The sequence below is a fragment of the Bacillota bacterium genome, from assembly GCA_009711825.1.
In the GTDB taxonomy this organism is placed as follows: Bacteria; Bacillota; Proteinivoracia; order UBA4975; family VEMY01; genus VEMY01.
Genome location: VEMY01000001.1, coordinates 1 through 21,417 on the forward strand (window position 1 = coordinate 1; position 21,417 = coordinate 21,417).

The following is a 21,417-nucleotide window of genomic DNA, read 5'->3' on the forward strand; positions in this document are numbered from 1 at the left end:
TCTCCAAAAAAATTTCGAAGAGAGTCTGAAACTCTCAAAAACAACTGGTTTAAATCGCTTCTCTTACTCACTGTTCAGTTTTCAAGGATCTCCGTTTTTTCGCCGGCGAAGCCGTCGAAAATAACGAACCTCTTTGCTTGTCGGTTCGCGCCGAAAATGCCGAACCTCATTGCTTGTCTTGCCGCTGTTGTCGCGGCGACTTTCATAATATAACACACCGCCAAGCCGTTGTCAACAAAACGAACCTTGGTAAATTATTCCGACTTTTTTTGTGAAAATCTTTTCCTTATATACATCATTATCGTTTGCTAAGTCAACTATTTGTAGTCAAATTTGCTTAACCACATCCATAATTATTCCTCCCTTTTCTATTACCCAAAAAATTATCGGAGTTAAAGCGCAATGATTTACTATAATAACAAAGGCGGCCCGCGGGCCGCCTTTGTTACTTATCTTTTTTCTTAACTTTGTCGATATAGATAGCTGTGTCCGGGCAAACATCTTCACAGATCTTGCAGGCAATACACTTATCCTGGTCATAGGTGCGAACAGCAGGGGTACCATAAACCCCCAGGTCCTTAGACCACTCGATGATGTTTACAGGACATTTTTGAATGCACAGGCCGCAACCCTTACACAAATCGGGGAACAGATTGAAGCTCGCCTTTTTACCTGGTTGGGAAATAGCGCGATATTTTTTAGCTTCCATAGTTTTCACCCCCTAAACTACCCGCTCTACAAGACTCATGCCCTTTTCCAGAGCCTTGTAGTTCAGCTCCCGCAATTCGGGATTCGCTTCAAATTTGCTGCCCAGTTTATCCTCAATCGCTTTCTTGATGCTCTCTACAGGCACAACACCAGTGGCCTTGATAACAGCGCCAAGAATAATAACGTTGAAGACCCGAGGATGGAGATCATTTTTAGCGATATCATTGGCAGGGATGCCAATTACGTTTGCAGCGTTATCGGGCAGGTTGAGCCCGGACTTGTTCTCCTTGCTGGAATCAACAGTCATTGTTTCACGTTGCACCCGCGGGTCGGCGTCATTGGCCTGAACACCCATGACATCTTCTTGAATCTCAGCAGCTGCAGTGATTGAGCTGTCATAGACAAAAGTAGTACGCTCATCAACATAACGCCGGGTACGCTCGATGGCCCGCGCACTGAGAGCGATGACGATGTCGCCTTTGGGGAACTTGGGTGAACCAATACGTTCATCATCAATCTGGACATAGGCAATCGAAACGCCACCCCGTTGCTCTACACCAAAGTTAGGGATGTAAATCGCTTCTTTGCCCTCTGCGTCAGCCGCCTCAGCCAAAATGTTTGCAATTGCCTGGACGCCCTGGCCACCTTCACCGGCAAGCGCTATTTTAATAGCCATTTATTTTTCCTCCTTTGCAGGAGCTTTAAATTCGCCAACCTTAAAGTAGTCGGCCATATCCTTTTCGACAAAGTTCCAAGTTGCCTCTGCGTTTGTGCGCCAGTTTGTGGGACAGCTAGATAACGCCTCAACAAAGGAAAAACCTTTGCCGTCTATCTGATTTTGCAACGCTTTTTTGATGAACTTTTTCAGTTGACGCAAATTTGACATGGTCCCGCGAGCCACATATGCACCTTCCCGGGCAATTGCAGAAACCATTTCAGGACCCAGAGTCGGATAGCCAGTGTCTAGAGGGTCACGCCCATAAGGACTGGTTTCGGTCTTTTGTCCTGGCAAAGTAGTTGGCGCCATTTGACCACCAGTCATACCATAGTTGGTGTTGTTTACAAGAATAACTGTAATCTTTTCGTTCCGAGTAGCGGCATTGACAAGGTGCTGGGAACCGATGGCGTAACCACCGCCATCACCCATGTAGGCGATTCCAATCCTGTCCGGAGTTGCTCTCTTAACACCTGTAATAACCGGTGTCGTCCGACCATGGTGGGTCTGAATCGAATCACAGTTGAAGAAATCCCATGCTAGCAGTGAACATCCGATGTCGCAACCGAATACAACCTTATCTTGTATTTCCAACTCATCAATTGCGTCACCCAGCACTTTCAAGACCAAACCGTGACCGCAGCCCGGGCAGAACTTATGGGGCTTGGTTTCCGGGTTCCAGGACTTGGGCATCGGGGCGTTGTAGATATCCGTATTCTTTGCCATTGTCGCTACCTCCCTTCCTTAATCCTGGCAACAATCTCTTCGGAAGTAATTCCGACGCCAGGACGGAGAATTGTTTCAATCGGAAGATCCATACCATACAGAGCTTCCTTGACCAGCTTGAGGAATTGACCATAAGCCGACTCAACGACGAGAATTTTCTTAGCATTCTTAGCCGCTTTACGTAGCTCTTCATTAGCGAATGGCCGCAAGGTGATGGGACGGAAGTGTCCAACTTTAATGCCAGCGTCCCGCAACTCAGGCAATGCGCCTTGAGCAGCACGGGAAACAACGCCATGGGCGACAATCAGGGTTTCAGCATCGTCGGTCATGAAGTTCTCCCACTCCATCAGGTCCTCCATAGCTGCTTCATAATCCTTGGCAATGTCCATGACTGCATCATATAGCTCAACTTCGGTATTATAGGTATTACGTAAATATTGGGTAGGACGATCTACACCCGGCATACCGGGCCGTCCTACAAATGGTTCAGGCTTAACCATCTCAATACCCTTTTCAGCCGGATCATAAATGGTCAATGGCTCGCGCATCTTAGCCTGGTAGCCGTCTGCCAAAACAAAGGTCGGGAACCGATACTTCCAGGCAGTATTAAAGGATTTGATGGTATAGTCATAAAGATCTTGGTGTCCAGCAGTTGAGTAAACTACCCGGAAACCTTCACCGTTACCACCGAAGGTTGTCATGGTAACTTCCTGCTGAGAGTAAATAACTGTAGCTGTTGATGGGCCGCCACGCTGTTGAATAACAACAACTGTGGGTATCCGCATCATTTCCGCCATTGACATCGGTTCCTGGAACAATGTGTTCCCGGGACCGGCAGTGGCTGAAAACGCTTTTTTCCCTGCCATTACCCCGCCTACAGTTGTGAACCCTGCGGAAATTTCATCTTCAGTCTGCAAAAACTTGCGGCCAAATTTGGGCGCCATCCGAGTCCAGTAATGCATAATTTCGTTCTGGGGAGTAATCGGATAGCCATACATGATGTCGACTTCAGCTGCCAGCGCAGCCCAGGCAACGACTTCGTTACCTGTCATGAACACACGCTTCTCGCCCTGTACAGGCTTATCGCTCACAAACAACACCTCCATTATTTAGTATAATTTTTATACAATTGTCAAACGACATCTTACCAGAATGCCTGCGGCATAAACCGCTTGATGACTTTGACAGGATTGCCTTGTTTATCTGTCTCGCTGAATTTGGCAGCCAGCTCTTCTGTTACCGCAGTATAAAGAATCGGCAGCTCAAGGATATCTGCAGCCTGGCCAATCATTTCTGCGCCTTCTTCAATAATCTCCAGAGTAGTTTCATCACCTAGGTGAGTGTTGTTTACCAACCCATCAACATGCCCCAATTCACGAATATAGTCAACAATATCATCAACCGAGCCGGTAACCGGACGGGTTATATTTACCACGGCAATTACTGTAAAATCGGGATCCGTATCGGCGCCTTCCAGGAGATTAAAAATCTTCGCGCCATGAACGCCGTAACCAATATCAAGGATGATGTCACCTGGATTGCGCAGAGCCCACAGCATTTCCTGGTTAACTAAGGACCCGGCTTCACCCAAGCCCATGACTTCCTCCGGGGCCCAGGCTATGACATTTAAGCCTTTTGTCTCTAATTCCTTTTTCAATGGACGCAAAGTGTAGAACGGCTCAACAGTATCCAAATCAACCAGCGTAACTTTTCGCGATTGGGCCAACAACTCGAGACTGCGATTAATTGCGTTTTCACTCTTACCGCTTGCATATTCACCAATGTACGCTTCCACAAAACGCTTCACTGTTTTATCACAGCTCCCACCATTCTTTTCTGTTATAATACAGATAAACATTTTAAATGCAACAGCTGTTTTTGCCCTTTTTTTTAAAGGGTTGGTTATAATAACAAGGTTTACTAAACCAGTATAACAGACGGTGTTTTAAAGCGTCAAGTAAACAACGGCCTGCAGTGCAGGCCGTTGTTTATAATTTATGGATTTCTAACCAATTTTAACAAATAATCATAACGACGTTCAGCTAACTCCAGTGACTTGATGGCGTAATCTACGAGCTCAGGGTCACTGACATTGTGGAAATAGGCGCGGGCAGCATGTAATTGCCGTCGGGCATCTTCCAACATCTCTTCAGGCGTTGGCGCGCTCGCAGCTTCGGTATCTTCTGGAGCAATACTGCGAAACCACTCTTCTAAACGGGCCCTTGCTTTGGCAAACATAAAAAAATCACCACCTGTGTTTCTTATACTCTGTTACAGGTGGTATTATGTCCATTTTAATTGACGGTAAACATAAAGAAGATGCTTACAACAAATCTATAATTCGTACACGTACATAACATCATCAGTATTTTCGCGTTTACCGCCTAGCTTTTCATACAGGGCTTTTGCCGCCATATTACTATCGTTTGTCAAGAGAAAAAGCTCAGAACAGTTTTCCTTGACAGCATCAGTTCATTGATCAATCTGACGCCGACACCTTGTCTTTGCCAGGCCGGAAAAACATCAATGGAATATATGGGCTACAGGGAATCGAGACTATCCAGACGATAGGCGAATAGAAAACCACAGGGCTCCTTGTCGGCAAAGGCGACAAGCAATATATTTGCATTGTTATTGAAAAAACCGGGGTTTGGCTGCTTGGCCGTCATGCCGGCTTCAGAATAGGGCCTGTACACCAAATCAGAGTCGGGTCGCCTGATTCTTTATACACTCACGGACATGGCTGCCCATCCTTAAAGTTTTGTTCTGCCCTCAAGCGCCCGGGCGAGAGTCATTTCATCGGCATATTCCAAATCGCCTCCCACCGGGAGCCCGTGTGCTATTCGAGTGACCAGCACTCCAAGCGGCTTGAGAATTTGGGCAATATACATTGCTGTTGCCTCGCCCTGGACATTAGGGTTGGTGGCAATTATTATTTCCCGGGGCTTTTCTTCACTTACCCGCCTGAGCAGAGTCTGAATATTCAGATCGTCCGGCCCAATGCCCTCCAGCGGTGAAATGGCGCCGTTTAGAACATGATACGAACCTTTGTATTCCAACGTCTTTTCCATCGCTAAAATATCCCGCGTCTCCTGAACAACACAGATGGTCTCGTTGCTTCTTTTGGGGTCGCTGCAAATATGACAAGGGTCCTTATCAGTCATATTGCCGCAGCGGCTACAGTGCAGTAATTTAGTACGTGCTTCCACCAGAGCGGCAGCAAATTTCTTTACTTCAGCTTCCGGCATTTTCAATACAAAAAAAGCCAGGCGCTGGGCTGTTTTGCCGCCGATGCCCGGCAATTTTTGAAAATGGCCAATTAAATTGGCCAGGCTGTCATAGTACTTCATTAGAATAAACCGGGGGGCAGCTTCATGCCGCCTGTAATTTTTTTCATCTCTTCGGCTGCCATCTCTTCTGCCTTGCGCAACCCCTCATTAACAGCGACAAGCAATAGATCCTGCAAGGTCTCAATGTCGTCGGGATCAACTACTTCTGGCTTCACCTCGATTGAGCGCAGCTTTCGATGACCGTCCACCTCAACCACCACTACTTCGCCGCCGGCGCTTGCAGTAACAGTTTTTTCACCCAGCTCTTCCTGCATTTTCATCATGTCTGCCTGCATCTTTTGAATTTGCTTCATTGCTTTGCCCATTCCACCAACCATGATAAAACCTCCTGTCTTATTTTTCTATGTCCACTTCATAGCTGTCGACGCCAAAAACTTGCTTGAGCGCCGGCACAATGTTTTGACGATGCTCTCCTTTAACTATATTATCCCTGTGCAACATGAATCCCTTAGGATAGTTTAATTGCAGACTATTGCCTTTGAGGCTTGCAGAAGCCTCCTTCAGCCAAGCATAGGTACTGATGCTCTCATGTTTTACAATCTTTAACAATTCCTCCCATTTTGCACTGCTTACTTTTTCCGTCGGGACTACTGCTGCCGGCGTCGAATCTGCTTTTTTCTTTGGTGGCGTTGCTGGATTAATCTCCTTCTGCTGGATTACCGGCTCTGTTTTCGATTCTGGTCTGGTCAAAAACTGTTCCCGACAGGCCCTAACCGCCAGCATTTCCACAGCCAGCCGGGGCTGAAGCCAGTATTTACTTTCCTTTAGTTCAGACGCCACTAAATCCATGAGCGCCATAAGTTGCTCCGAGCGCCAACGGCCCGTGATTTCCCGGTATTGATCGGACTGAACTGCTCCGCTTGCTGCCACCAGACATTGTCGTAGAAAGTCCAAAATATCGGAAAGCAGTTGCACCATATCCACACCCTGGGCGCTAAAATCTGCAACCATTTCCAGGGCCGTCTTGATTTCCCCGGCACCCAAATAGTTGATAAACTCAATCAAACGCGAACGATCAACCGTCCCCAGGGCTTCCCAGACCTGGGTTTCATCGATTTCTCCCTGGGCGTAAGCGATAACCTGCTCCAACAGGCCGAGTGCGTCCCGCATGCCACCCTGGGCGCGAAAAGCCACCAGTTCAGCAGCAGCCTTGCTCACGCTAACGTCTGAGGACTTGGCCACCTGACAAAGATGGGCGGCAATTTGCTCCTCAGATAACGGACGAAAATCGAAGCGCTGACAACGGGACAAAATCGTTGCCGGAATTTTATGGGCCTCCGTAGTGGCAAGAATGAAGATAACATGGGCAGGCGGCTCCTCCAGGGTCTTGAGCAGAGCGTTGAACGCCTCGGTAGTCAACATATGCACTTCGTCGATTATGTAGACTTTATACCGACCCACTGCCGGCGCATAACGTACACGTTCCCGTAAATCGCGTATTTCCTCTATGCCCCGGTTGGTGGCGGCATCTAGCTCCAAAACGTCAATAGATTGACCACTGTTTACCTGTGCGCAAAGCTCACACTGATTACAGGGCTCAGACACAGGACTGTCGCCGGATAGGCAATTCACGGCTTTGGCCAAAATCTTTGCGGTAGTTGTTTTGCCTGTCCCCCTGGGACCGGAAAACAAATAAGCATGACCGACCCGGTTGGCCTTCAGGCTGTTTTGCAAAGTACGCACTATATGCTGTTGTCCTACATAGCCCTCGGTAAAGCCCGTAGGCCGAAACTGCCGATATAGCGATTGGTATTGCAAATTCACTCCCCCTTCCCCACAAAGTTAATTATACTTTAACAACGGCTTGTTTTGCAAAAAAACCGCACAACCAAAAGTTGTGCGGTTACTAGCTTTATAATTGGCCGTGCCCCGTTCTCGACACCGACCCATGGGCGATACCCCGGTAGTTGGCTCGTGCCAGGCTCCCCTGGGGCACATTGACGCTTCTGCTTACCGCTGCTTCCTCCCGGATCTGACGGGGTTCACAGAGGCCAATTGCCCAGGACCCGGCAGTCAACACTACTTGCCGGAGCCAGCCCCACAGAATCGGGGCCTCAACACGGGTATTCAATCCTGCTATAGCGGGTTGCAGGTTACAGGGCACCGCTACCTCCCCATCTAGCACGGCCAAGAATTAACATAGTGGCGGAGAGAGAGGGATTCGAACCCTCGAGACGAGTTAACCCCGTCTACTCGCTTTCCAGGCGAGCGCCTTCAGCCAAACTCAGCCATCTCTCCGCGAATGGTGGCGGAGAGAGTGAGATTCGAACTCACGGGACGGGACTACCGCCCACTCGCTTTCGAGGCGAGCGCTTTAAGCCAGACTCAGCCATCTCTCCGCACTTACTAACGTATTGTTTTAAAGAAATCTTTTAGAATTTGGCTGCAGCGGTCGGCCAACAGCCCTCCGCGCACCACCAATTTGTGATTAAATCCTGCCACTTCAGATACATCCAAAAGTGAACCCAATGCGCCCCCTTTCGGATCAAAGGCGCCAAAGTACACGGTCCGCACCCTTGCCTGAAGCAATGCGCCTGCACACATCAAACAGGGCTCCAGGGTAACATAAATATCACTGCCGTATAATCGCCAGTCCCCCCAGCGCTTAACGGCATTCCTAATTGCTTCGATTTCGGCGTGACTGGTGGGTTCCTTCAACTGTTCGCGTCGATTCCATCCCACGCCAAGAATTTTGCTGTCTCGGACAATCACTGCGCCGATGGGCACCTCTCCTTGACTCTGGGCCTTACGGGCAGCGGCCAGCGCCAGTTGCATAAAAAACTCATGGCGCATCTAAACCACCTGCTTTAATAGATGGTGCGCCCGGGAGGACTCGAACCACCGACACACGGTTTAGGAAACCGTTGCTCTGTCCTGCTGAGCTACGGGCGCACAGCATTCCATATGCATAAGAAGCCACCGAACAGAGTCGGCGACGGAATATTCAATGGCGTGCCCGCCAGGATTCGAACCTGGGGCCTTTTGATTCGTAGTCAAACGCTCTATCCAGCTGAGCTACGGGCACGTATGGCGGAGAGAGAGGGATTCGAACCCTCGAAGCAGCTTTAAACCGCTTAATCGCTTAGCAGGCGATCCCCTTCAGCCAACTCGGGCATCTCTCCCTAACACTCTGATGGCGGAGGGGGTGGGATTCGAACCCACGGCTCTTGCGAGTCACTGGTTTTCAAGACCAGCTCCTTAAGCCACTCGGACACCCCTCCAACAGGTGACGAAAGAAATTGTAACATACCTTTGCCCGGATTGTCAATGCAACAAAACCGTCAGTATAATCCAGTGGTTGAAAAATTATCTTTCATTAAAAATTTTTTTCAGCGCCCATATATCGGGCAAGCGCTGCCGGCAAAATCACACTGCCATCGTCCTTTTGATGGTTCTCCAACACTGCGGCCAACGCACGCCCAACTGCCAACCCGGAACCATTGAGTGTATGAACATACCGACTTTTTCCGCCTGCCTCCGGACGATAGCGAATATTTGCCCGGCGTGCTTGAAAATCCTCAAAATTCGAAACTGAAGATATTTCCCGATAGCAGTTTTGGGATGGAAGCCATACCTCAATATCGTAGGTCTTTGCAGCCGAGAAACCAAGATCACCTGCACAAAGTGTCACCACTCTATAGGGTAGTTCTAATAACTGTAGTATGCGTTCAGCATCCCCTAACATCTTTTCAAGTTCTTGATAAGACTGCCCGGGATGTGAAAATTTTACCAATTCGACTTTATTGAACTGATGGTTGCGAATTAATCCGCGGGTGTCGCGTCCATGGGCACCGGCCTCTGAGCGAAAGCAAGGGCTGTAGGCGACAAACTTAATTGGCAACTCAACTTCTTTCAGTGTGCAATCCCTGTAATAGTTAGTCAACGGCACTTCCGCTGTCGGGATTAAATAATAGTCTTTGTAGTTTACCGAAAAAGAATCCTCTGCAAACTTTGGCAGCTGCCCGGTCCCCCGCATGCTGTCAGCATTGACCATAAACGGTGGTATAACCTCTTCGTAGCCACCCTGTCCATGGGTATCAAGCATTAGATTTATCAGGGCTCGCTCAAGTTTAGCCGCCATACCCCGATAAAAACAGAATCTAGACCCGGTAATCTTGCCCGCGCTTTCAAAATCTAATTCTTCAAAATCCCAGTGGGCTTTGGCTCTGGGTTGAGAATTCGGTTCTCCCCAGGTTTTGACAAGTTGGTTATCAGCTTCTGTGCATCCGTCCGGGATAGTTTCATGAGGGACATTCGGAATAGTAAGGAGTAACTCTTCCATATCATTCTGTACCAATGATAATTGCTCGTCTAAGTTCCGAATGCGCTCATTCACCGATTGCATGCTTGCAATCTCAGCCTCGGCTGAATTTCCTTGGCGCTTTAACGATGCAACCTGTTGCGACACTTGGTTACGAAGCCGTTTCAACTCTTCGACAGAACCCAAAAGCTCCCTGCGTTTTTCATCAAGAGTCAGAACTTGATCCACGGCTCGGTCTTCAGTGCCACGCCTCTGCATTGATTTTTTTACCAGTTCGGCGTTTTCGCGAATAAATTTTAAATCTAACATTGGTACAGCCTCCAAAACTCTACTTTATTTTCATATGATAACACCATTTAGTGCTACAAACAAGTTACGTCAACTCGGACAGGCCTTTAGCCAATAAACGTAAACAGTAGCTCGCATCATCCTCGCTTACAAGTCCTAGATGGCCAATGCGAAAAGCACTTTCAGACAAGCGCCCCCGGCCGCGGGCCAAAACCAAACCGTGCTTTTCCCGCAGATGTTTAATCAGAACGTTGATATCAATACTCTCCGGAGTTAAAGCCGCGGTTACTGTTGTCGCTGCCGCTTCATCACTGCATAACAAACGGAGACCCTGCTCTTTCAGCCCCGAACGAATAATCTTTGTTATCCGCCGATGCCTGGCGATTGAACGCTCCAGTCCCTCCTGGACAATCTTTCCACTGGCAGCCTCAAGAGCCTTAAACAGAGAGAGCGCTGGTGTAAAAGGCGTCTGACCCAGCTGACTATATTGCTGATAACGCCCCAAATCCCAATACACTTTTGGCATTTTCGCCTGTTCATACGCCTGCCAGGCCCGCTCGCCAAAACTAATCATCGCCAGGCCCGGTGGCGCAGCCAGCACTTTTTGGGAGCCTGTTACTACCACATCCAGGCGCCACTTATCTACAGGCATTTCTGCAGCGCCCAATGAACTTACTGCATCCACTAGCATTAAAGCCTCGGGTTGCAAGCGATCTCTCATTGCTGCCAATTCCTGTAGCGGGTTCAACACCGCTGTTGAGGTTTCGCAATGAACGATGAGAATAGCTTTAAAGATTTTTCCCTTTAAAATAATTTCCAGCTCATTGAGGTCAGCTTGTTCTCCCCAGGGACCCTGATATTCTGTTACCCTGGCGCCATAAGCCTTGGCAATGTCTGCAAATCTTTGACTAAAAGCGCCATTAATCACCGCCAGGACAGAATCGCCCGGAGACAGTGTGTTCACAATAGCAGCCTCAACGGCGCCAGTGCCGGAACTGGTAAGGATGTAAAGATCATTCTTAGTTTGGAACAATGTTCTGCAATTATCAACTACATTCTCATATAATTGTGCAAACTCCGGGCCACGGTGATTAATCATTTCCATTGACATTTGCTGCAGCACATCCGGGCTGACCGTGGTCGGCCCCGGAAGCGCCAAGTATTGCTTAAGCATCGGCACCCTCCTGGTCGTAAAAAGGCCAGGCATGTTCAGCCTGGCCTTTTTAAGCTATTCTTCTTTTTCCCGTTTAGCTTCTTCGATAACTTTTTCAGCTATATTGGCCGGCACTTCTTCGTAGTGGGAGAACTCCATGGTGAAACTTCCCCGGCCCTGAGTCATCGACCGCAAGTCCACCGAATATTTATACATTTCGGCCTCAGGTACCTGGGCTTTAACTACCTGGGTACCGTCATCCTGGGGATCCATCCCCATAATCCGTCCGCGGCGGGAATTTAGGTCACCCATGATATCGCCCATGAACGCCTCTGGAACCTGAATCTCTACATTGTTTATCGGTTCAAGCAGAACCGGCTTCGCTTCCACCATGCCCTTCTTGTATGCCAATGAAGCAGCAATCTTAAATGCCATTTCCGATGAGTCGACATTGTGGTATGAGCCATCATAGAGAATCGCCCTGATATCTTCGGTCGGGTAGCCTGCCAGCACACCCTCTTCCATTGCTTCAATCAGACCTTTTTCCACGGCGGGAATATAATTGCGGGGCACGGCGCCACCAAAAATTTTATCGACGAACTCAAACTTCTCTCCCCGGGGCAACGGCTCAAACTCAATCCAAACATGGCCAAACTGCCCACGACCACCCGATTGTTTTTTATGCTTACCTTCAACTTTTGTTGAGCCTTTGATTGTTTCTTTGTATGCAATCTTCGGTTTGCTCAGCTCAACTTCGACACCAAACTTTTTCGCCAGCCTGCTGACGATAATCTCCAAATGGGTTTCACCCATACCGTATATCAATGTTTGTTTTGTCACAGTGTTCCGCTCAACCCGGAATGTTGGATCTTCTTCAAGGAATTTTGCCAGACCGCTTCCCACTTTTTCTTCATCATTCTTTGACTTGGGTTCAACAGCAAAACTCGTCATCGGCACAGGAAATTCTATCGGCTTGATCCTATATTTATTTTCTTTGGTGCAAATTGTGTCACCGGTATTGGTGTCCTGTAATTTTGCCACAGTTGCAATGTCGCCAGGTAAAACCTCGCTAACCGGAATCTGGTTTTTGCCTCGGAAAAGAGAGATCTGTCCGACACGCTCCATTTTTTCCTTGTTTAAGTTGTATACTTGTGAATCGGCAGTCATCTTGCCGCTGTAAACCCGGAAAAAGCTTACCTTGCCAACGTATGGGTCGGCCATCGTTTTGAAAACCAGGGCTCGGAAAGGCTCCGACTCGGTTGCGGGCAGTTGGATTATTTCGCCCTTTTCATCCAAGGCCTCCAGCTTATCCGAAGGAGCTGGCGCGGCGAAAACGAGGAAGTCCAAGAGCTGGCTGACTCCAATGCCTTTGGTTGCGGAACCACAGAGCACAGGCACCATTGTTCCAGACTGGACGGCTTTTTGTACGCCGGTTTGTATTTCTTCTTCCGTCAGCGCTTCACCTTCTAGATACTTCATGGTCAGTTCATCATCGGTTTCGGCGGCTATTTCTACCATTTGTTCCCGGTAGGTCTCTGCGTCATCCTGATACTCGGCGGGAATTTCCTGGCTGGTGAATTTATTCCCATCGAAAACCAGAGCTTGCATCTTTAGTAAGTCAATAACACCTTTGAAATCGTCCTGACTGCCAATGGGAATTTGGACCGGTACAACATTGGCGCCAAATCTTTCCCGGGCCTGTTCTAGGGTTTTATCAAAATTGGCATTCTCCCTGTCCATCTTGTTGATGAAACATATCCGGGGGAGGTTGCCAGCATTGGCATAACCCCAAGACTTTTCTGTCCCGACTTCCACACCAGAAACAGCGCAAAGTACAACAAGTGTGCTATCAACTACTCGAAGAGAGCCGACAACGTCGCCAACAAAATCAAAATATCCGGGGGTATCAACGAAATTCAGCTTATGCTCCTGCCACTCTAACGGCGCCAGAGATGCATTGATGCTGATCTGCTTTTTGATTTCATCGGGATCAAAATCAGTAGTGGTCGTTCCATCTTCCACCCGGCCAGTCCGGGGAATGGCACCGGATGTAAAGAGCATGTACTCGGTCAGCGTGGTTTTACCAGCACTGCCATGGCCAATAATGCCTATGTTACGGATTTTATCGGTGCTGTAGCTCCTCACACAATCTCCTCCTAAAAAATATTAGCCCAACGTGAAAACTCTGTTATACTTTCGACTGCACAATCAGAAAATCCTGCAACAGTCGTAAATTTAAAGGATTTTGCCCAGTATGTCGGCCGCTGTTTCCAAGCGCTGCGGACCGATGCCAGCCATCCAAGGCAGCGGTTGCTGACCATTCAACACTGCGGCCAGAGTGTAATCTTTCGGATTTACTTTTTTGTTATAGACATCTTCCCACCGCAAAGGAGCGGAATAGGTTGCCTCCGACCGGGGGCGCAAACTGTAGGCGGCGACAATTGTTTTCTCCCGAGCATTTTGCATGTAATCCAGATAAATTTTACCCTGCCGATCCCTGATATTTCGCTCCATGGTCGTCCATTCCGGAAACTGACGATTAATTACATTACAACATAACTGTACGAAATCGCGCACTTGCTTATATGTGTAGACAGGCTCTAGCGGGACAAAAACTTGCAAACCTGTAGAACCAGATGTTTTTATGTCGGCTTGCAGCTTGAGCTGCCCCAGCAAATCTCCAATCGCCGCTGCAATCTCAATCACCTGCTCGATGCCAAACCGCTCCATTGGGTCGAGGTCGAACACCGCAAAATCAGGATTATCCAGCGACCTCACTGATGATAACCAGGGATGAAACTCAATCACCCCTGTATTAGCCATCCAAACCAAGGTAGACAGGTTCTGGACAAGGATATAATTTGTCTCCTTTCCCTTATCCCGTTTTAAGTTATATGTTTCGACCCAATCCGGTGCGCCCTCAGGACAATTCTTCTGGTAGAATCCCTGTCTGTCGATACCATCAGGGAATCGCTGCGCGGACATCAGTCGATTGAAAACATGGGACAGAAGCAGCGAGGACACCTTGATGTAGTATTCAATCATATGACCCTTAGTCAAAGCTTCCTCCGGCCAAAGCACTTTGTCCAGGTTTGTGACTCGAATTTCGCGACCTTCAATATTGAGGTAATTCAAAGCATGTGTCCCCCACATACAGTTTTTTAAACACCGGCGCCCGCGCAGTTAAATTACTGGTCCACTCCCGAAACTCCACCTCTGCCTTTATTAAAGGCCGGACAAAACGCCAATTGGGGTGCTTTTTCAGCGGAACCACTGGACCTGCTTTCTCAAGCTCGCCAAGTATCTCTAACAACAGCCGGCGCTGATGGCTGGTAAGTCCAGATCCTACAGCACCTGCAAATTGCAGACCCTCGCCAAAATCATAGGCCATCAAAAGAGAAGCCAAATGTCCCTGGTTTAGTGTGTAACCGATTACTGTCATTTTCTCCACTAAAGTTCGCTTGACCTTATACCAATAAGGATGCTTGCCAGGCAGGTAGGGACTGTCAAGCTTTTTGGCCACAATTCCCTCCCATTCCAAATGTTCGGTTTTTTTGAAGAGAGCTTCGCCGTCAATGAAATTATCTATTGCTGAGCTAACACCAACAGGCTTTATTTCGGATAATTTCTCCAAGCGCTGACTGAGCGGTTGATTGCGCAAGTCTTGGCCGGCAAAGCAGAGCAAATCAAAAATCACATAGTTGATTGGAATCGATGGCTTTGGCCCGTGTGTGAAGTTGCGTTTTAGAATCAAGCCAAAGTCCGGGCGCCCATTTTTTATGGCCACTACTTCGCCATCGGCTATTAGTGGCTGCCCGGATAGTTCAGCCAGAGCATTTAGCTCTGGATAAGTTTGGGTTTTCAGACGCCCTTTTTTTGTTTGTAGCTCAACCGCTCCGTTTTGAACAAAAGCGATAATGCGAATTCCATCCCATTTCACCTGATAAACATAATCAGGATTATTTTGCACCTTTTCCTTGAGCACTGGTTCCATGGGCACAAGTTTGCCCGGTTCAATCACACGACCTTACCCTTTTCTCTGGGTTTCTGTTTATCCGGTGTGAACCGCTCCTTTTCTACAGCTTCCAAGCTGGAACGGAGAGCGTCCATTAAATCGACAACTCCCTCTGTTGGCGCAGCATCCGGTTGCACCGGCTCTTTGCCTGCAATTTTTGCCTCGATCAGCTCCAGCAAAGCCCTGCGGTATTCATCAGTATATTTTTCCGGCTCAAAGGGTGCCGCCATACTGCTTACCAACTGGGTTGCCATCTCCAGTTCACGATCGGAGACCTCCAGAGATGGCTCCACGCCAGGAACATCGGCCCGGGAGCGCACTTCATCGGGGTAATTCATGGTCTCCATCACCAGCACATCATCAAAAACACGCACTGCAGCCAGAGCTTGTTTTGAGCGAATCACCACTTTGGCAACAGCCACCTTACCAGTATCGCGCAGGGCGGAAACCAGCAAGTTATACGCTTTTTTCCCGGTTTCCTCAGGGCCGAGATAATAACTACGTTCATAGTAAATCGGATCTATTTCTTTTAGCTCACAGAAGTCAATAATATCGATTGCCCGGGTCTGTTTCGAAGGAATTTTCTCGAAATCCTCATCCTCCACTAATACAAAGCGGTCTTTTTGAAATTCGTAACCACGAACAATCTCTTCCCATTCCACTTCCTGGTCACATCGGGGGCAGGTGCGTTTATATTTTAGCGGCGTGTTACATTTTTTGTGCAAATACTTAAATTTTAGGGATCGATCTTCAACGGCAGCGTACATCTTTACCGGGATGTTTACCAGGCCAAAGCTTACGGCCCCTTTCCACATTGGGCGCATTGGTGACCTCCTGAACTGATTTTTGACCTAGTGTCTCCAAAACGAAAGGAATATTTCATTGTGAATAGAAAAGCGGCGCCCGCGGCGCCGCTATCATCATACTTTTTTAACCCATAAATTCATGTCTTCAAACTTGCCAAAGATATTGCAATTATTCACTAATCGGCCTGTGAAAGTGTAGCCGTGTTTACGGAACACCGTATTCATCCCCGGAGAAAGCGCCCTGGCCAGAGAATACAAACAACTGATATCCCTTTTTTTCATCTCCAGTTCAAGGGCATTAATAATTGCTGCCATCAACCCTTTACCCCGCATCTCCGGCAAAGAAGCACAATCGGTAATCTCAGCGTTACCGTATTCGGTACTCATATCTGCCGATGCACAGCTGACAATCCGTCCATCTTTGTCGGTGGCCACAATAAAATAATAATCGCTGGCCAACAACAGTTCCAAATAAGTAGGGTCATTCAGCGGAATCGGATAGGTCTTAAACACACTCTTGTATAACTTACACAGGGCGGGGATATCTTCGCTGGTTGCCTCCCGCAAGGCAAAGCCCTCGGCAACCGGATAATCGGCAATAGAATCAGGCTCTATTCTGGACACATCTTCCATGATTGCCGTAGCTTCCTCAAAGCGATAACTAAGACGCCTTTCTTGGGAATAAAACTTTGACAGACAATAGGCATGCTCACCGTTAAAATAATGCTTAAAAATCCCTTCCAGAACATAGCCATGGGGCAAAAATTTCTCCCTTTCATCTGAGCGGGCCTTTAGAAACACCTTGCCAAAACTGTTTTTTTCCGCCAAATAATCCAAGCGCCGGGTTAATCCGGTTATGTCTTCACCTCGATATTTAATCACCCTGATTCGGTCATTGTACAAATCAAGGTAGACTTTGGTTTGATAACCAGCTTCCTCGATTTGATAATCCAATCCGTATAGATTGCCATGGATTGTAGTTGATGTGTTCTTGTCCAGATAGAGCTCCCGAATTTCCACCAAATTCCCCCTTCTTAAGCTTCGTTTTCTCTGACTACGCGGGCCACAGCCACAACCCTGTCATCTGTATCCAGCTTAATCAATGTCAAACCCTGGGTGCTGCGGCCGATAATTGAGATACCATCAACTTTTTGTCTGAGCATTATCCCCTTGGCGGTGACAATCATCACGTCATCCCCTGGTGTAACAAGACGCGCAACCACGACAGCACCATTCTTAGCGGTGACATTGATTGCTTTAATTCCTTTACCGCCCCGGGTTTGGACTCTAAACTCATCTAAGCGGGTGCGTTTACCAAAGCCGCGTTCGGTAACCACCAGTAAATGACCGTTATCCCTGAGGTAGACCATATCCACCAACGCATCATCTGCTGCCAGGTTGATTCCCCTTACCCCCCGGGCTACTCGGCCCATGGTGCGTATCTCTGTCTCATTAAACCGTATGGACAGACCTTTTGCTGTCACCAGCATTAATTGCTGATTGCCATCGGTAAGTTGGACACCAATCAGTTCATCTCCCTGGTCTAGTTTAATACCAATCAGACCGGAACGCAGGTTGGTCTCATACTGGGTAAGTTGTGTGCGCTTTACATAGCCCTTACGGGTGGACATTACCAAATACTGATCTTCACAGAACTCCCGGATAGGGATAACAGCGCTTATTTTTTCTTGGGGACGAAGCTGAATAAGATTTACAAGCGCTGTGCCCCGTGCCTGCCGAGACGATTCCGGAATTTCATAGACCTTTTTCTTATACACCTGGCCCAGATTGGTAAAGAACAAAAGCTCTTGGTGTGTGGAGGTGATGTACATTAATTCTACGAAATCATCTTCACGCCTTGTGAGTGCGGTGATTCCGCGTCCTCCCCGCAGTTGGCTGCGGTAGGTTGTCACCGGCAAACGCTTTATATATCCCTGATGGGTAATTGTGATTACTACATCTTCATCGGCAATTAAATCAACAACATCAATATCGCCATCCTTGTTGACGATTTTTGTCCGTCTTTCATCACCGAATTTTTCTTTAATCGCCAGCAGCTCTTCCCGAACCACTTTATCCACCAAATATGGATTGGCAAGTATCTCTTTCAGTCGTTTGACACGTTCCTTCAGCTCGTTGTATTCTTCTTCTATTTTGGTCCGTTCCAAAGCCGTTAGGCGTTGCAAACGCATATCCAAAATTGCCTGGGCTTGGATCCTGCTTAGTGGAAAACTGGTCATTAATTTTTCTCTGGCTTCGTCGACATCTTTAGATTTGCGGATAGTTGCGATTATCTGATCCAAATTATCTAAGGCAACCCGGAATCCTTCGAGAATATGCAGCCTTTCTTCCGCTTTTCGGAGCTCATAACGCGTCCGTCGCCTAATAATATCCCGCTGATGCTCAAGATAATGCCATAAAAGGTCCCGTAGCGATAAAACCTTTGGCTGATTATCTACCAAAGCCAGCATAATAATACCAAAGGATTGCTGGAGCTGGGTGTTTTTGTAGAGTTTATTAAGAACCACATGGGGATTGGCATCTTTTCTGAGTTCAATTACAACCCTGATTCCATGACGATCTGTCTCATCCCTGAGATCGGTGATGCCCTCTAGTTTTTTATCGCGCACTAATTCTGCGATCTTTTCTATCAGTCGCGCTTTATTGACCAGATATGGCAGTTCGGTAATAATCAGGCTTTGTTTGCCATTGGCATTGCTTTCAATGCGGACGTCGCCACGGACGATTACTGAACCCCGTCCGGTGTTATAGGCTTTTTTTATGCCGTCACGACCTAAGATAATTCCAGCTGTGGGAAAGTCAGGGCCTTTTATATATTCCATCAACCCGTCGCTGTCCACATCAGGATTATCTATTAGGGCAATTACGCCATCTATGGACTCATTAAGGTTGTGTGGTGGAATATTTGTTGCCATCCCAACGGCAATACCAGCGGCGCCGTTAACCAACAGGTTGGGAAAACGAGAGGGAAGGCAGACAGGCACCTCTAAAGTCTCATCGAAGTTGGGGACATAATCGACTGTTTCTTTGTCAATATCCTGCAGCATGACACTGGCCAGCTTATCCATGCGCACCTCGGTATAACGCATCGCTGCAGCAGAGTCTCCGTCGATAGAACCAAAGTTACCATGTCCGTCAACTAGCGGATACCGATAAGAGAAATCCTGGGCCATTCTTACCATCGTGTCGTAAAGGGCTACATCGCCATGGGGATGGTATTTACCCAAAACTTCCCCGACAACCCGGGCACTCTTTTTATAGGGCTTGCCGGCACCGAGTCCTAAATCGTTCATCGCGTATAGAATACGACGATGAACCGGCTTTAAACCATCCCGGACGTCGGGCAGAGCCCGGCCAACAATAACGCTCATGGCGTAATCCACATAGGATTGCTTCATTTCGGTATTTACATCACGGGGCAATATCTTGCCGTGGGTAAAATCTGTCATCGGGCTTCGCTCCTAAACATCAAGATTGCGGACCATGCCCGCGTGTTTGTTGATGAATTCCCGGCGTGGTTCCACCTTATCACCCATCAGCACCGAGAAAATTTCATCTGCTACAATCGCATCCTCAAGAGTAACCTGAAGCAGTGTTCTTGTTTCCGGATTCATTGTTGTATCACTAAGCTGGTCGGCGTTCATTTCACCAAGACCTTTGTACCGTTGCAGGGTGATTCCGTCCTTACCCAGTTCACTTACCTTCTGCTCTAACTCCCGCTCGCTGTATAGGTAAAACTCCTGCCGTCCCTTTTTTAAGAGAAAGAGCGGCGGTTGGGCAATGTAGACATACCCTTTCTCCAACAGCGCCCGCATATAACGATAGAAGAATGTTAAAAGCAAAGTGCGGATATGCGAACCGTCAACATCGGCGTCTGTCATGATTATTATTTTATTGTAACGAGCTTTGGCTATGTCAAAATCTTCACCGATTCCAGTGCCCAAAGCAGTAATTATCGTCCTAATCTCTTCATTGGCAAGAATTTTATCCAGGCGAGCTTTTTCGACATTTATTATCTTTCCACGCAGAGGTAAAATAGCCTGATTGCGACGGTCACGTCCCTGCTTAGCGCTGCCGCCGGCAGAGTCGCCCTCCACCAAAAATAGCTCGGCCAGGGCGGGATCACGAACAGAGCAATCTGCCAGCTTGCCCGGTAGTGCCGAAATCTCCAGAGCGTTTTTCCTTCTGGTAAGCTCCCTCGCCCTGCGGGCTGCCTCCCGTGCTCGGGCGGCTGTGATGGCCTTTTCCAGAATCTTTTTAGCAAGGGATGGAGATTGCTCCAGAGTAAAACCTAACTCTTCGCTGACAATAGAATCAACGATTCCTCTCACTTCGGTATTTCCTAATTTGGTTTTTGTCTGACCTTCAAACTGTGGATCATGGAGCTTGACACTGACAATCGCGGTTAACCCCTCGCGGATATCCTCACCGGAAAGACTGTTGCTTCCATTTTTACCATTCTTCAGAAGATTGTTTTTACGAGCATAATCGTTGAGAATGCGTGTTAATGCTGTTTTAAATCCTACCTCATGACTGCCGCCCTCATGGGTATGGATGTTATTTGCAAAAGAAAAAAGATTTTCCTGATAACCTGTGTGATACTGCATGGCGACCTCAACTACTACATCATCCTTGGTTTTTTCAAAATAAACGGGCTTTTTATGCAGAACATCCCGGTTTTTATTAAGAAACTGAATATACGAATTGATGCCACCGTCATATTTGTACTTGTTTTTTTCTTCGGTTACTTCATTGGAAAAATGTATCTCCAGACCTTTGTTCAGAAAAGCTAGTTCGCGGATTCTTTGATTTAGCGTTTCGTAATTAAAATCTATTGTTTCAAAAATATCCGCATCAGGACGGAATTTGACCAGCGTTCCCTGTTTTTTTGTCGACCCTTTTACTGTCAGTTCAGTCTGTTTTTTTCCTCTGCTAAAACGCTGATGATAAACCTTGCCCTCTGTATATACTTCTACTTCCAGCCATTCTGACAAGGCATTGACTACAGAAACCCCCACGCCGTGGAGGCCGCCTGAAACCTTATACCCGCCACCGCCGAATTTTGCGCCGGCGTGCAAATGTGTCATGACAACTTCCAGGGCAGGAATTCCCAGTTTTGGGTGGATTCCCACGGGAATTCCAACCCCGTTATCCAGCACCGAAACAACATTATCCGGATGGATGGTTACTACAATCTTATCGCACCTGCCTGCCAGGGCCTCATCAATGGCATTGTCCACCACTTCATACACAAGATGATGTAGTCCTTTTACTCCTGTAGAACCAATATACATGCCAGGACGCTTGCGAACGGGTTCAAGACCTTCCAGGACCTGGATTTGCTGGGCATCATATTGCATTTGATCTTTCATCT

At 47.8% G+C, this 21,417-nt stretch carries 19 protein-coding genes, 6 tRNA genes and 1 other RNA gene; all 26 read right to left on the reverse strand.

What is annotated here, in order from left to right; all coding sequences use genetic code 11:
- Positions 1 to 445 precede the first annotated feature (445 nt).
- Positions 446 to 709: a 4Fe-4S dicluster domain-containing protein gene (locus tag FH749_00005; protein ID MTI93869.1), complete on the reverse strand. Its 264-nt coding sequence runs from the start codon at positions 707 to 709 to the stop codon at positions 446 to 448.
- A 12-nt stretch (positions 710 to 721) separates the two neighbouring features.
- Complete coding sequence (locus FH749_00010; protein ID MTI93870.1) at positions 722 to 1,384, reverse strand: pyruvate oxidoreductase subunit gamma; 663 nt, start codon at positions 1,382 to 1,384, stop codon at positions 722 to 724.
- Positions 1,385 to 2,116, reverse strand: coding sequence for a 2-oxoglutarate synthase (locus FH749_00015; protein ID MTI93871.1), 732 nt, complete (start codon positions 2,114 to 2,116; stop codon positions 1,385 to 1,387).
- 38 nt (positions 2,117 to 2,154) lie between these two features.
- Positions 2,155 to 3,240, reverse strand: a complete 1,086-nt coding sequence (locus tag FH749_00020; protein MTI93872.1) for a ferredoxin oxidoreductase — start codon at positions 3,238 to 3,240, stop codon at positions 2,155 to 2,157.
- Positions 3,241 to 3,293: 53 nt separating this feature from the next.
- Positions 3,294 to 4,007, reverse strand: a complete 714-nt coding sequence (locus FH749_00025) for a hypothetical protein (GenBank protein MTI93873.1) — start codon at positions 4,005 to 4,007, stop codon at positions 3,294 to 3,296.
- Positions 4,008 to 4,144: 137 nt separating this feature from the next.
- Positions 4,145 to 4,387, reverse strand: a complete 243-nt coding sequence (locus FH749_00030) for a DUF2508 family protein (protein MTI93874.1) — start codon at positions 4,385 to 4,387, stop codon at positions 4,145 to 4,147.
- Between the two features lie 515 nt (positions 4,388 to 4,902).
- The gene (recR, locus tag FH749_00035) at positions 4,903 to 5,499 is read right to left on the reverse strand and encodes a recombination protein RecR (protein ID MTI93875.1); all 597 of its coding nucleotides are present in this window, start codon (positions 5,497 to 5,499) and stop codon (positions 4,903 to 4,905) included.
- Positions 5,499 to 5,816 (reverse strand): YbaB/EbfC family nucleoid-associated protein, encoded by a 318-nt coding sequence (locus tag FH749_00040; GenBank protein ID MTI93876.1) that lies wholly within the window; start codon positions 5,814 to 5,816, stop codon positions 5,499 to 5,501. The genes recR and FH749_00040 overlap by 1 nt, the downstream gene beginning before the upstream one ends.
- A 16-nt stretch (positions 5,817 to 5,832) precedes the next feature.
- Positions 5,833 to 7,257 (reverse strand): DNA polymerase III subunit gamma/tau, encoded by a 1,425-nt coding sequence (gene dnaX, locus FH749_00045; protein MTI93877.1) that lies wholly within the window; start codon positions 7,255 to 7,257, stop codon positions 5,833 to 5,835.
- 104 nt (positions 7,258 to 7,361) lie between these two features.
- An RNA gene (gene ffs / locus FH749_00050) (signal recognition particle sRNA large type) lies at positions 7,362 to 7,626 on the reverse strand.
- 16 nt (positions 7,627 to 7,642) lie between these two features.
- Positions 7,643 to 7,737 (reverse strand) — tRNA-Ser (locus tag FH749_00055).
- An 8-nt stretch (positions 7,738 to 7,745) separates the two neighbouring features.
- Positions 7,746 to 7,838: transfer RNA gene (locus FH749_00060), tRNA-Ser, on the reverse strand.
- Between the two features lie 7 nt (positions 7,839 to 7,845).
- The gene (locus FH749_00065) at positions 7,846 to 8,292 is read right to left on the reverse strand and encodes a nucleoside deaminase (protein MTI93878.1); all 447 of its coding nucleotides are present in this window, start codon (positions 8,290 to 8,292) and stop codon (positions 7,846 to 7,848) included.
- 22 nt (positions 8,293 to 8,314) lie between these two features.
- Positions 8,315 to 8,391: transfer RNA gene (locus FH749_00070), tRNA-Arg, on the reverse strand.
- A gap of 56 nt (positions 8,392 to 8,447) precedes the next feature.
- Positions 8,448 to 8,524 (reverse strand) — tRNA-Arg (locus tag FH749_00075).
- Between the two features lie 3 nt (positions 8,525 to 8,527).
- Positions 8,528 to 8,621: transfer RNA gene (locus FH749_00080), tRNA-Ser, on the reverse strand.
- Positions 8,622 to 8,633: 12 nt separating this feature from the next.
- Positions 8,634 to 8,720 (reverse strand) — tRNA-Ser (locus FH749_00085).
- A gap of 95 nt (positions 8,721 to 8,815) precedes the next feature.
- Complete coding sequence (serS, locus tag FH749_00090) at positions 8,816 to 10,069, reverse strand: serine--tRNA ligase (protein MTI93879.1); 1,254 nt, start codon at positions 10,067 to 10,069, stop codon at positions 8,816 to 8,818.
- A 64-nt stretch (positions 10,070 to 10,133) separates the two neighbouring features.
- Positions 10,134 to 11,255, reverse strand: a complete 1,122-nt coding sequence (locus FH749_00095) for an alanine--glyoxylate aminotransferase family protein (protein MTI93880.1) — start codon at positions 11,253 to 11,255, stop codon at positions 10,134 to 10,136.
- Positions 11,256 to 11,276: 21 nt separating this feature from the next.
- Entirely contained in the window at positions 11,277 to 13,346 is a 2,070-nt protein-coding gene (gene fusA / locus FH749_00100; GenBank protein ID MTI93881.1) for an elongation factor G, read from the reverse strand.
- Between the two features lie 90 nt (positions 13,347 to 13,436).
- A complete protein-coding gene (locus FH749_00105; GenBank protein ID MTI93882.1) occupies positions 13,437 to 14,354 on the reverse strand; it encodes a DNA polymerase domain-containing protein in 918 nt (305 codons plus the stop codon).
- Positions 14,317 to 15,222 carry a hypothetical protein gene (locus tag FH749_00110; GenBank protein ID MTI93883.1) on the reverse strand — a complete coding sequence of 302 codons (906 nt, stop codon included), beginning with the start codon at positions 15,220 to 15,222 and terminating at the stop codon, positions 14,317 to 14,319. Before FH749_00110 ends, FH749_00105 begins: the two co-directional genes overlap by 38 nt.
- On the reverse strand, positions 15,219 to 16,040 hold the full coding sequence (locus FH749_00115) for a Ku protein (GenBank protein ID MTI93884.1): 822 nt from the start codon (positions 16,038 to 16,040) through the stop codon (positions 15,219 to 15,221). The genes FH749_00110 and FH749_00115 overlap by 4 nt, the downstream gene beginning before the upstream one ends.
- Positions 16,041 to 16,136: 96 nt before the next feature.
- Positions 16,137 to 17,045 (reverse strand): putative beta-lysine N-acetyltransferase, encoded by a 909-nt coding sequence (gene ablB / locus FH749_00120; GenBank protein MTI93885.1) that lies wholly within the window; start codon positions 17,043 to 17,045, stop codon positions 16,137 to 16,139.
- 11 nt (positions 17,046 to 17,056) lie between these two features.
- On the reverse strand, positions 17,057 to 19,492 hold the full coding sequence (gene gyrA / locus FH749_00125; GenBank protein MTI93886.1) for a DNA gyrase subunit A: 2,436 nt from the start codon (positions 19,490 to 19,492) through the stop codon (positions 17,057 to 17,059).
- 12 nt (positions 19,493 to 19,504) lie between these two features.
- Complete coding sequence (gyrB, locus tag FH749_00130; protein ID MTI93887.1) at positions 19,505 to 21,415, reverse strand: DNA topoisomerase (ATP-hydrolyzing) subunit B; 1,911 nt, start codon at positions 21,413 to 21,415, stop codon at positions 19,505 to 19,507.
- Positions 21,416 to 21,417: the final 2 nt, after the last annotated feature.

Bases quoted from the DNA above. Each gene is read 5' to 3' on its own strand.
- gyrA (MTI93886.1), bottom strand. From the start codon at position 19,492: ATGACAGATTTTACCCACGGCAAGATATTGCCCCGTGATGTAAATACC.
- FH749_00040 (MTI93876.1), bottom strand. From the start codon at position 5,816: ATGGTTGGTGGAATGGGCAAAGCAATGAAGCAAATTCAAAAGATGCAG.
- recR (MTI93875.1), bottom strand. From the start codon at position 5,499: ATGAAGTACTATGACAGCCTGGCCAATTTAATTGGCCATTTTCAAAAA.
- FH749_00025 (MTI93873.1), bottom strand. From the start codon at position 4,007: ATGTTTATCTGTATTATAACAGAAAAGAATGGTGGGAGCTGTGATAAA.
- FH749_00030 (MTI93874.1), bottom strand. From the start codon at position 4,387: ATGTTTGCCAAAGCAAGGGCCCGTTTAGAAGAGTGGTTTCGCAGTATT.
- FH749_00065 (MTI93878.1), bottom strand. From the start codon at position 8,292: ATGCGCCATGAGTTTTTTATGCAACTGGCGCTGGCCGCTGCCCGTAAG.
- FH749_00105 (MTI93882.1), bottom strand. From the start codon at position 14,354: ATGTGGGGGACACATGCTTTGAATTACCTCAATATTGAAGGTCGCGAA.
- FH749_00005 (MTI93869.1), bottom strand. From the start codon at position 709: ATGGAAGCTAAAAAATATCGCGCTATTTCCCAACCAGGTAAAAAGGCG.
- serS (MTI93879.1), bottom strand. From the start codon at position 10,069: ATGTTAGATTTAAAATTTATTCGCGAAAACGCCGAACTGGTAAAAAAA.
- gyrB (MTI93887.1), bottom strand. From the start codon at position 21,415: ATGAAAGATCAAATGCAATATGATGCCCAGCAAATCCAGGTCCTGGAA.
- FH749_00015 (MTI93871.1), bottom strand. From the start codon at position 2,116: ATGCCCAAGTCCTGGAACCCGGAAACCAAGCCCCATAAGTTCTGCCCG.
- FH749_00115 (MTI93884.1), bottom strand. From the start codon at position 16,040: ATGCGCCCAATGTGGAAAGGGGCCGTAAGCTTTGGCCTGGTAAACATC.
- FH749_00095 (MTI93880.1), bottom strand. From the start codon at position 11,255: ATGCCTGGCCTTTTTACGACCAGGAGGGTGCCGATGCTTAAGCAATAC.
- FH749_00010 (MTI93870.1), bottom strand. From the start codon at position 1,384: ATGGCTATTAAAATAGCGCTTGCCGGTGAAGGTGGCCAGGGCGTCCAG.